The following is a 10,671-nucleotide window of genomic DNA, read 5'->3' on the forward strand; positions in this document are numbered from 1 at the left end:
GCCGGCCGGATTCAGCAGGGTGGTGCCCGCGCGCGCGAGCGTCGAGACCAGTGACGTGAGCGGGCGGTTCGGCATGGCCGTTGTCTCCATCTATGTGGGTAGCTGAAGCATCGCGAGGCGCCCGCGCGCCCGGGCAGGCGATGCGAAGCCGGCCCCTTCGGACCGAAGGGGTGGCGACCCGCTGCCATCGAGGTCCGCCGCGCTTCGCGCATCGGCATGCCGCTTCGTGCCTGGACCGCATCGCGTCCCGTCCCGGCACTAGCCTCGTCGATGAGCATTCCAGCCGCCCGGCGCACGGTTCAGGCTCCCGCGACCTGCGGGGTCCCGGGTCCGTCCGACGCCTCGGTCGACGCCACGCGGCGCCAGCGATGCGCCATTCAGCCACCAGGAGATGAACCCATGACCTCGCCCCTCGACACCTCGACCCCGACCTCCGACCTGAGCGCCGCCTTGCCGGCCCATGTCGGCCCGCTGCTGGCGCACGTGCACGGACTGACCCGCGCCGCCGCCCGCGCGCTCGGCATGGACGCCGACGCGGCGGAGCAGGCGGCGCGCGATGGCGGCCTGGTGCTCGATGGCGAGGCGGTGCTGCTGTCGCCGGTCGCGCTGGCGTCGGCGCAGGAGAGCAAGCTGGTGGTGTCGGTCACGCTGGGGCTGCGTCTCGGCGAGATGCCGCCGGCCGCGTTGATCGCGCTGCTGGCGCAGGCGCCGGGGCTGCTCGCGGTGCACGGGATGACCATCGGCAGCGATCCCGACGGCATGCTGGCCCTGCATCGCGTCGTCGACGCGGAGACCGCGTCCTCGGAGAGCCTGGTGCAGGACATGCTCACCGCCCGCCAGCTGGCGCTGCTGCTGCAGGACGCCGCCACGCCGAAGGAGCAATGACATGAGCATGAGCAAGATCCAGAGTCCGTCGCAGAGCCCGGCGCCGCTGGTCACCGGCAGCACCAGCTCCAACCCCACCACGCCGCTGGAGCCGCCGCGCCAGGAGGAGCTGCAGCAGCCGCAGGGCCTGCGCCGGCGCGTCCGGAGCGGCCTGGAATCGGCGGGCGACGCCGCCAGCCAGCTGGCCGGCCGGATCAGCCTGCCGCAGGTCGCGGAGGCCGCCGTCAACACGAGCCTGACCCACACCACCGGGTCGAAGATCAAGGACGCCGTCATGCCGACGCTGTCGACGGTGGGCGCCGTGATCAAGACCGGCGTCAAGGCGGTCAAGCAGTTCTCGCAGTCGGCGGTCTCCAGCCAGCCCTTGCAGAACGCGTTGCGGGCCGAGCTGGATCCGGCCAAGCTGGCGCCCGAGGATCGCGAGCAGGCTGGCGCCAACCAGCTCAAGGCCCATCAGGAGGCCATCAAGTACGGCCAGGGGTCGGCGCAATGGATGGACCGCCTGCAGCCGCTCGCGACCTCGATCCTGCGCGTGGGTCTCGCGGGCACGTCGATGGCCTTCGGCGTCGGGCGCAACGCCGGTCTGGCCGCGGGGGATGCCGTGGCGCGGGCGGAGCAGGGGCGTCCGCAATCCGGCGCCGTCTTCGACAACAGCGCGGCGGCTCCCGGCGCCGCTCCGTCGGGTCCGCCGTCGCTGAAGTCCATGGTCGTGTCGACCGTCACGCAGCTGTTCATGGGTTCCACCGCCGGTGCCACCGGCAACCTGCTGGGCCAGACCGTGGTGGCTCCGGTGATCAACCTGATGCCGCGGCAGTTCGCGCCGATCGACGACAAGGCCGTCGTGCCCGACCAGGTCGTGAAGGACATGAACACGCTGCTGCCCGGCTCCGGGGATCAGCTGCGAGCGTCGGTGAAGGCCCAGCAGGCCGAGATCACCAACATCAGCAGCGACAGCAACGTCACGCTGGGGCAGATCGCGTTCGACGCGGTCACCGCCGCGCGGGCGGCGGCGCTCGGCCCCACGCCGCTGGGCGTGGCGGGGCAGGTGGGCTTCGGCCTGGGCGTGTCCGCCACCGCCGGTGGCGTCATCGGCGCGGTGATGGGCGTGCGGCAGTCGGTGGCGACGGTCAAGGTGCCGGACGCGGCGCAACTGAGCGAGCTGGTGGCCTCGGGTCGCACCGATGGCGCGCAGGCGCTGCAGGACCTGATGAAGAAGGGCAACGAGGTGCCGCTGTTCTTCGCGAAGCACATGAACGCGACGGTGCCGTCGACGTCCACGCCGTCGACATCGACGGCCGGAGGCGACATCGAGTCCGGCGGCCCGGCCACGACGCAGGCGCCGCCGTTGTCCACCGCGGCGAAGGCCGGCCAGGTCGTGTCGGCCGTCGCGAGCGTCGTGACGACGCCGCTGAACGCGATCGGCGCGGCCTTCAAGGCCGGTCCGCTGATGGACCCGCAACCGACCGTCGAGGGCGCGCCACCGCGCAGCACGTTGAGCGTGGCGGGCCATACGCTGTCGAACATCGGCGCGAGCGTGCTGAATCGCGCGGGCGAGATGGTCAAGGCGACGACGGCGCTCGGCCTGATCTCGACGGTGACGGCCGCGGTGGCGCGGCCGCTCGCGCAGGCCGATCAGCGCGTGGCGATGGCCATCGGCGGCGCCATCGGCATCCACACGGCCATCAAGCCGTGGTTCGATTCGTCGGCCAAGGACATTCCCGCCGGCGACGCGAAGATCAAGACCAATCGTCTGGAGGTGGTCAACGCGCAGGCGCAGGATCAGCTGGCAGCGGCGCAGCGCTGAGCGACCCGCGTCGCCGATCGTGGGCCAGGCACGGGCGTCTGGCCCATGACTTCGGCGATCCGGGGGCCTCAGCAGCGCCTGCCACCAGCGGTTCAACCGGGGGCCACCGGCGGTTGCGACCCGGGATGTCGATCTCGATATCGATCGGCGACAACTTGTGATCGCAGCCGCAGGTCGGTGCTTCGATGGCCCGTGATACCTTCCGCCGCGCTGTCGCGGCCGCCCGGCGCGGATTCACGCGTGAGGGCGCGGCGACGGCGTCAGAAGAACGAATCACGGAGACAGGAATGCTCAGTCGTCGCGCAATGATCCGCACCGGCATGGCGGGAATGGCCGGTGCCGCGGCCTCGACCCTGCAGGCGCAGGCGTCGCCCACCGCGCAAAGGTCGGCGCAGCGCGTGCTGGCGCCCACGCCGCCGATGGGCTGGAACAGCTGGAACAGCTTCGCCACCACCATCAACGAGGCGCAGGCGCGCGAGACCGCGCGGATCATGGCGGACAAGCTGCGGCCCGCCGGCTACGAGATCTTCACCATCGACATCCAGTGGTACGAGCCGACGGCGTCGAGTTACACGTACAGCGAGAATCCCGAGCCTGCGATGGATGGGTACGGCCGGCTGATCCCGGCGATGAACCGCTTTCCATCGAGCACGGGCGGCCGCGGCTTCGGGCCGCTGGCGACGGATGTCCACGCGATGGGCTTGAAGTTCGGCATCCATCTGATGCGCGGCATTCCGCGGCTCGCGGTCAAGCGCAACCTGCCGATCCTGGGCACGTCGTACCGGGCCGCGGACATCGCCGACACGTCGAGCGTCTGCTCCTGGAATCCTGACATGTACGGCGTGGACATGCGCAAGCCGGGCGCGCAGGCGTATTACGACAGCGTCTTCGCGCTCTATGCCTCGTGGGGCGTCGACTTCATCAAGATGGACGACATGAGCCGTCCGTACGACGCGCATGCGTCCGAGATCGAAGCGGTGCATCGCGCGATCGTGCGCACGAAGCGGCCGATGGTGCTGAGCCTGTCGCCGGGCGAGACGCCGGTGATCCGCGGCGAGCACGTCCGCCAGTACGCGCAGATGTGGCGCATCTCGGACGACTTCTGGGACGACTGGAAGATGCTGGAGGCCCAGTTCACGCGGCTCGAGAACTGGAACCCGTGGCGCCGGCCGGGCGCCTGGCCGGATCCCGACATGCTGCCGCTGGGGCGCCTGGCGCTGGGCGAGCGGGATACGAAGTTCACCGCCGATGAGCAGCGCACGCTGATGACGCTGTGGGCGATCACGCGGTCGCCGCTGATCATGGGCGGGGACCTGCGTCACCTCGACGAAGCGACGCTGCAGCTGCTCACCAATCCGGAGGTGCTGGCCGTGGACCAGGCGAGCTCGGACAACCGGCCGCATTTCGTCGAGGACGGCGTGCGGATCTGGTCAGCGCGGCCGGCGGATGGGAAGGGGCGGTACCTTGCGCTTTTCAATCCCGGTGACAAGGCGCGCGAGGTCGGCATCGCGTTGCGGGAGCTGGCGCTGGAAGGCGCGCAGCCAGTGCGTGACCTGTGGGCGCGACGCCCGCTGGGCGAGGCGTCAGGACGGTTCGCGCAGACCTTGCCGGCGCATGGGGCGGGGCTTTATCGGATCGGGTAGGCCCGATCGATCACCGGCCGGATTGCGCCGGCGTCGATGAGCCGCGTGATCTCCCGCAACTGGCCGCCGTCCGCCTTCATGAAGAGGAAGGAGAACCGCTTGCTTGTAGTCCGATGACCACGTGGGAGGTCGCTGTTGGGCATCAATGGCGCTCGAAGGCGCCGAGGTCGGGCGCGGTCCCCTTGTAGGGCAGGCCGACGTCCGTGCCCTTGTTGATCAAGGTGCTGTGCGACGTCAGATGCAGATGATTCAGCCGCGGCAGGCTGCCGTCAGCTTGTCGCGGCGCATCCCATCCTGTGGTGGAGACATCTTCGAACTGGGCATCCGACATGATCTCGCGCAGATTCCAGGAGTTGTGGGCGTCGTTGGCGCCCGACACATTCGACACCAAGGTCCCCGTATAGGCGATGTTGTTGCGCAGGTTCCCGAGATTGATCGCCGCGCCGCTCGCATCGATCCCCAGCATATTGAAGTCGGCGTAGTTGCCGTAACTCGTGTTGTTGAAGAAGTCATTGGCCACCGGATGGTGGTTGGCGTAGAAGCCCGAAGCCCGATTGTTGAAGGCGACCGAGAAGCGGACCGTGTGCTTCACCGCGTTGGGTACATAGACGCCTCCATATCCGCCGGCCTTGAAACCATTGCCATTGCCGTACCGGGCCGGCTTCATGGTATCTGGCACGTAGCCCTGCAGCCAAGCCCAGGAGTTCTCGATCGTCACCGAGGAGTAGGCGTTGATGAGGTCGAAACCATCATCCGAATTCAACCAGGCGCGGCAGCCTCGAAAGATATTCCCGGGATGATTGGCGGAAATGTGGGCGCCAAAGCCGTCCGCGCTTTGACCCGCCCCATTGGAGGTGAGGGGGTCGTAGTTGTGATGCGAGTCGGTATTCAGAACAAGGTTGTCGCCGCCATCCTTGATGAAGAGGCCCGGGCCCATGTTGTGATGGATGTCGAGCCGCTCGAAGATGTTGTGGCTGCCGTGGATCCAGATTCCCCAGGACTCGTGGTTCAGGTTGTTGTTCTGCCGGACATGCGTGACTTCGATCCCTTTCAGATGAACCCAATCGGCCGTCACGTTGAAACCCTTGATCCGGCAGTTGTCCCGAATGCCTTCGAAATCGAAAACCGGGGTTTCGCCGGGATAAGCCCAGTAGCGGATCGGCTGCTGCGGGGCGCCACTCTTCTTGAGATCGATCCCGCTCACAGTGTCGTAGGCGTCCTGGCACGAAGTGGTGCCCTTGTGATAGGCATAGGTACCGCCACGAAAATACACGGTGTCACCGGGTTGCGCCCTGGTCTGCGCGTACGCCATCGAAGCCCACGGCGCATCGCGAGATCCCGCCGCAGTATCGCTTCCATTTGGCGCGACATAGTAGGTTTCTCCAAAAGCGGCGACCGTGGCAGTACTCAGCGCAAGCACTGTGAAGATTCTTTTGTGTTTCATGTCGACAGATCAATGCGGAGCATCCATTAAACAGGAGTCGACGCCGGTGGTCGTCACCGCAGCGTGACGATCCGGAGAAGATCCATGTATCTGTCTGTGAATTGCCATCCGCCCGCCATTTGCACGGAGGATGAGAAGGAAGACACGCACGTCGATATTTCGCGGGGAGTCTGCGCAGACTCGCCGCCATGACTGTCACGGCAGCCTGTCCTTGATGATCTGTCCGCCGACCTCCTTGGCGAACTGGCTGCCAGCCTCCTTCGCCGCCGCCTTGCCGGCTTCCTTGAGCGGGTCGGCGAAGATCTTGCCGGCTCCTGCCGGAGAAAACATGCCAATGACATTGGATAGGAAGCTGTAACCCGCCGAGGCGGCCTCGCGTCCGACATTGCCGCCATTGAGGGCGGCGCGCGCCACGTCCAGTCCGCCTGCAATGGCATTCGTCGCCATCGATCCCAAGCCGGCCAATTGGCTGAGGCCGGGGATCCTCAATGCCGCGATAGCGCCCAATGCCTTCGATCCGATCTTGGCGACCATACCGAAGCCTTTCATCACGCCATTCAGCACCTTCTTGCCCGCGCCGCCCTTGACGGTCTTGATGACCTCTTCATCCTGGCTCTTGAGCATGGCCGCCACCGCTTCCGGGTCGGGGGCCGGCCCAGGCGCGCGAGGCAGATCGGCGGGCTCCGGCGCGGGCGTCCTGTTCACCCGGTCCAGGAAGCGCCTCAAGTCGTTGCGACCGATGAGGCCATCGTCCGACTCCCGCATCCCGGTGCTCTTGTGACCGTACTCCGTGTTGTCGAGCATGCCGAAGAGCACCGGATCATTGAGCAGCTGTTTCGCCGCCTCGACGTTCTCAGGCTTGCTCTTGGGATCCGCAATGATCTTGTCCAGCTTCTCGCGCCCGAACACTCGCCGGTCGAAGAAGTCGTCGGCATTCTTCTCGAGCGTCTCGATCGTCTTGAGCTGGCTGGCGCTGAACTGGATGTTGCGGCTCAAGGCATCGCACAGGCCGGCCCGCTTGATGCCCTGGCCGCCTTCCTTGCCGGTCAGTTCCTTCCACTCCTGCGGATGATCGAGCATGTACCGGGCGGCGGCCACGAGCTGCGGCGGACGCTTGCCCATGGACGTGCCATCGACGATCGCTTGCAGCGACTCGAGCGACGTCTTCTTCGGCAGGAAGTCCGCGTACTTGTAAAGCTCCCGCAAGGCGTCGCTACGAGTGATCTCGCGCGGCGTGCCCCCGCCATCGGACGGAATGTAGTTCTGCTTGAAGCTCTGCGCCTCCATGCGGCGGTACTCGATCACCTCCGGCCGCGTCTTCACCCTTTGCAGGCGAAGCGTCTCCTTGAAGCTGATCTTGCCGTCGGCCTTCACCTCCTTGAGCGTTTCCTCGTACATGCGCTTGCCTTCCGCCGCCTGCAGTTGCTGCGGGGTCGGCACGGGAGCGGGAGCGGGCGCGGGAGGCGGCGGCACGACGAAGGTCCGCTGCGCGGGCCGGGGCTGCGGCGTCGCGCTGTACTGCCACCAGACCGGATCCCGCGACGGTGGCGCGAGCGGGGCGCTTGTCGCGGCCGGCATGGTCAAGGCGCTGACGACGGGCGGCGGAATGTCCACCACCGTCGGTTGAACAGGCACGCATGCGATCGGAAGGAACCAAGGCACGGGCGTCGATGGCGATGGCAGTGGCATCTCCGTCGTGCCAATGGCGGCGGATGCGCTCCGTGCAACCAGTATCACGGCAGCATCCAGCTGCTGCCGCGTTGCAAGCGGCAGCCCGCCGAGCCCGGTCAGCACCGAGGCATCCACAGGTTCCCCGGACCGCGTGGGCGACCCTCCACCGTTGATTTGCAATTGCATGATCTTCCTCACGAGATAGAGACTCAGCGCCGATCGTCTGGCCCTGAGTGAATCGTCTCTTGCGAGTAAACAGCTTCTTGACGCTGAGCGAAATCTTGTTCGGGCGCGCGAAATGCCGCGCGGGCAACGGAAACGAATGGTGTCGTGTCAAAGGGCCTTCATCGCTCACGGTTCGGAGTCCGTTGATTCGCGAAGTCTGTCGGTACTTCGCCTGTCGAGCACCACGCACTTGCGTTCGCCTCATAGAGTCGTCGTCGATCGTTGTCTGCCAGCGGAGGCGAAAACCGCTGGCCGCGATCAACCCCATCGGAGTCCCATTGGGGGGCGTACCGACCTTTCACACAACGGAATTTCTATGCCTCGTTCCTATCGCATGTTTGCCACTCTGGTTGTCTCCATTGCCGGTGTCGCCGGCAGTCCGGTGCATGCCGACACTGAGCTCCAGGCGGGCAAGGTGACAATGACGGGCGCGACACAAGCCTCGGCCACACAAGCCTCGGCCGCACAAGGCGGCGCGGGACGAGCAGACGCCGCGCAAGGCAGCGCGGGACGAGCAGATGGCGCACAAGGCAGCGCGGGACGAGCAGATGGCGCGCAAGGCAGCGCGGGACGAGCAGATGGCGCGCAAGGCAGCGCGGGACGAGCAGATGGCTCAACAGGGGGCAATCTGGGTGCTGCCGCTCAACAGGCGACCAAGCCGGGCAAGGGGAAGTAAACCCAGGCCAAGCCGATCAAGCCGGGGGCGTTGACGCGAGCGATTCAGGTAGCGCTGGGCGCGCCGATCGGAACCGGTCGTAGATCGGGCGGCACCGCCCAGCGGGTGTGCGGACGGCTGTTGTCCGTCGCGTTCTGCAGATCATGGCGGCACCGACCGCCGCACTGAAGGTCTGACGGAAAGACAAGCCGCACCCCGCCGCGCCGCTCCTCGATCATCAGTCGCCCCGGCGCGACGCCCGCTGGGCGAGGCCTCAGGACGGTTCGCGCAGACCTTGCCGGCGCATGAGGCGGGGCTTTGTCGGATCGGGCAGTCCGTCGACAACGGACAGCGAGGCCGAGTAGCGAGTCTGCCGTCTCAGGACGCCGCGTAGAGCATCAGCCCGCGCTTGAGCAGCACGGGTTCGACTCGAGCGAAGCCGGCGTCCTGAAGCGCGACGCGTTGCTCCTCGATGGTCATGTAGAGCTGATCGTTCTTCATCCCGCCGGGGCCGGCGAAGTGATCGCAGACGAGGTGGCGCCCCTGCGGCGTCAGCAGACCTCGAACCTGCTCATGAAGCGCGCGAGCGTGGCGCTTGTGGCGCAGCTCATGGACCGCCTGGTTCGTGACCACGTGGTCAAAAGGCCCGAGGCCCTCCACCCATGCGGGGTCGCGGAAGCTCCTTTCGATGAAGCGGATGCGGGCGCTCGCCGCGCCGACCCGCTCCGCTGCAAGCTCATGCATGGCCGGCGAGAAGTCGAGCGCTGTGTAGGTCATGTGCGGGAGCGCATCGAGCAGGTACTTGGCGAGGAAACCCGGGCCGGAGCCGAGTTCCAGCACCCGGAACGCAGAGCCGGCGGCGAGCTGCTCGGCGAACTCCGCGAAGAACTCCGTCCGCCACGGGCGTTTCACCATCGCTTCATCGGCCCACTGGCGGGCGTCGGCCATCTGTCTCAGGTCGATGGGGCTGGGGACGTCGGGGACGGACATGCGAGGTGATTGTTGAAGTGTCGGGCCGGGGGGACTCTAAGCGAATGGGTGTGTGGTTCTGCATCGAAGCAGTTTTCGGATCAGCAGCAGGCTAGAGAGGACAGCGGGCATCTTTGCCCGGCATTCCTACGCGTCGATCGGCTCATACGCCACCACGCTCAGCCCAATCGTTCCTCGATACCCCATGTCCGCTAGTCCCGAGACCTTCGCCACGGCGACTCGCACAGATGCTGCTTCTTCCGTTTCAGCGGGCATCGGCGCGTGCCAGAACGACTTGGCGCCGTAGCCGCCGCTGCCATTCAGCAGCGCCAGCGATCGCAATCCGGGCGTGACCAGGGACACCCGGCACACCAGCGAGCGACCGACCGCAACCGAATGCGACTCGACGGCAGCGAAGTCGGACAGCACAAATTTCTGCTGCTTCGCCGAGAGACCGAATCGTGGCAGACGCTCGATCAATACGAGATTGCGAGCCCGATCGATGGTCGTGACAAATGCGCGCGCCTGGACGAAGTTCACAAGCACTGCGAACAGCATCATCAAAGGAAACAACAGGAGCAAGAGCGCCTTCGGACTGGTGTCGTAGAACGTGAACTTCCAGAACATCCAGCTCAAGCCGGTCGCGAACACGAACAACCACAACCACATCGTCGTCGTCGCGGGGCGGATAACGACGGTGGCGTCGGTGACCTGTAGGGAACGGGACATACAAAGGAGAAAAACGGTGCGACGGATCGCTGCCAAAGCGATCGACCTCGACATTCTTGACTCTCAAGCGTCGGCTGGTTTGCATTTCAGCACGAGCTGCGCTTCAAGACATTTGGCACGTCCGCTCCTCAGCCTTGAGCAGACTTCCCTCGTCTTGCATGACCGCAGTAAGTCGGTCAGAGCGGCCTTATATTCCCGCGCATGCACCAACTGCCTCACCTGCGGCCGGGGACGCTGCAAGATGCCACGACGATTGCAGCGCTGGCCATTCAGGTCTTTCTCGACACGTACGCGACGCAAGGCATTCGCCCCGATCTCGCCCGTGAGGTCTTCCGCGAATATTCGTCCGAAGCCTTCCAGGAGCGGATCAATCGCCCGGGCTGTCATTTCGTGCTCGCGGAAATCGACACGGCGCTCATCGGATTCGCGGAGGTCGATGCCTTCGCTACGCCATGCCCCGGCACCACGAGCGCCGGCGCCGAGCTGGTCCGTCTGTACGTGCAGCCGGCGTTCCAGCGTGTGAAGGTGGGACAGCGTCTGCTGGCCGCGGCGGAGGACGTCGCCAGGGCCACGGGTTTGCCATCGCTGTGGTTGACAGCGTGGGACGGCAATCAACGCGCACGCGACTTCTACGCCGCGCGCGGCT

The 10,671-nt window shown here is 66.3% G+C and carries 8 protein-coding genes and 1 pseudogene; 4 read left to right on the forward strand and 5 right to left on the reverse strand.

All coding sequences use genetic code 11. The features are described 5' to 3' along the window. Window positions 1–399 precede the first annotated feature (399 nt). The 3 genes from ACTJKJ_RS27070 to ACTJKJ_RS27080 all read left to right on the forward strand — a co-directional run bounded on the left by ACTJKJ_RS27070 (window position 400) and on the right by ACTJKJ_RS27080 (window position 4,332). Complete coding sequence (locus ACTJKJ_RS27070; RefSeq protein ID WP_091733566.1) at window positions 400–885, forward strand: hypothetical protein; 486 nt, start codon at window positions 400–402, stop codon at window positions 883–885. Between the two features lies 1 nt (window position 886). Next, window positions 887–2,689, forward strand: coding sequence for a type III effector protein (locus tag ACTJKJ_RS27075; protein WP_440823249.1), 1,803 nt, complete (start codon window positions 887–889; stop codon window positions 2,687–2,689). An 848-nt stretch (window positions 2,690–3,537) separates the two neighbouring features. Next, entirely contained in the window at window positions 3,538–4,332 is a 795-nt protein-coding gene (locus ACTJKJ_RS27080) for a glycoside hydrolase family 27 protein (RefSeq protein WP_440823261.1), read from the forward strand. Here the strand turns inward: ACTJKJ_RS27080 and ACTJKJ_RS27085 are convergent. The 5 genes and pseudogenes from ACTJKJ_RS27085 to ACTJKJ_RS27105 form a co-directional block, all read right to left on the reverse strand. Then, window positions 4,326–4,424 (reverse strand): annotated as a pseudogene (locus ACTJKJ_RS27085) (zinc-binding dehydrogenase); the annotation flags it as partial. The gene ACTJKJ_RS27080 and the pseudogene ACTJKJ_RS27085 sit on opposite strands and share 7 nt — an antisense overlap. Before the next feature lie 50 nt (window positions 4,425–4,474). Further along, window positions 4,475–5,776, reverse strand: coding sequence for a right-handed parallel beta-helix repeat-containing protein (locus ACTJKJ_RS27090; RefSeq protein ID WP_440823251.1), 1,302 nt, complete (start codon window positions 5,774–5,776; stop codon window positions 4,475–4,477). Between the two features lie 195 nt (window positions 5,777–5,971). Further along, entirely contained in the window at window positions 5,972–7,633 is a 1,662-nt protein-coding gene (locus tag ACTJKJ_RS27095; RefSeq protein WP_440823253.1) for an HrpF/NolX family T3SS translocon protein, read from the reverse strand. A 1,072-nt stretch (window positions 7,634–8,705) separates the two neighbouring features. Further along, on the reverse strand, window positions 8,706–9,275 hold the full coding sequence (locus tag ACTJKJ_RS27100; RefSeq protein ID WP_440823255.1) for a class I SAM-dependent methyltransferase: 570 nt from the start codon (window positions 9,273–9,275) through the stop codon (window positions 8,706–8,708). A 168-nt stretch (window positions 9,276–9,443) separates the two neighbouring features. Beyond that, the gene (locus ACTJKJ_RS27105; RefSeq protein ID WP_440823257.1) at window positions 9,444–10,079 is read right to left on the reverse strand and encodes a hypothetical protein; all 636 of its coding nucleotides are present in this window, start codon (window positions 10,077–10,079) and stop codon (window positions 9,444–9,446) included. A gap of 147 nt (window positions 10,080–10,226) precedes the next feature. On the opposite strand from ACTJKJ_RS27105, the gene ACTJKJ_RS27110 reads away from it, so the two are divergent. After that, the coding region (locus tag ACTJKJ_RS27110) for an N-acetyltransferase family protein (RefSeq protein ID WP_440823259.1) at window positions 10,227–10,671 on the forward strand (445 nt) is incomplete at its 3' end.

It is taken from the genome of Roseateles sp. 22389, assembly GCF_052044995.1.
In the GTDB taxonomy this organism is placed as follows: Bacteria; Pseudomonadota; Gammaproteobacteria; order Burkholderiales; family Burkholderiaceae_C; genus Roseateles.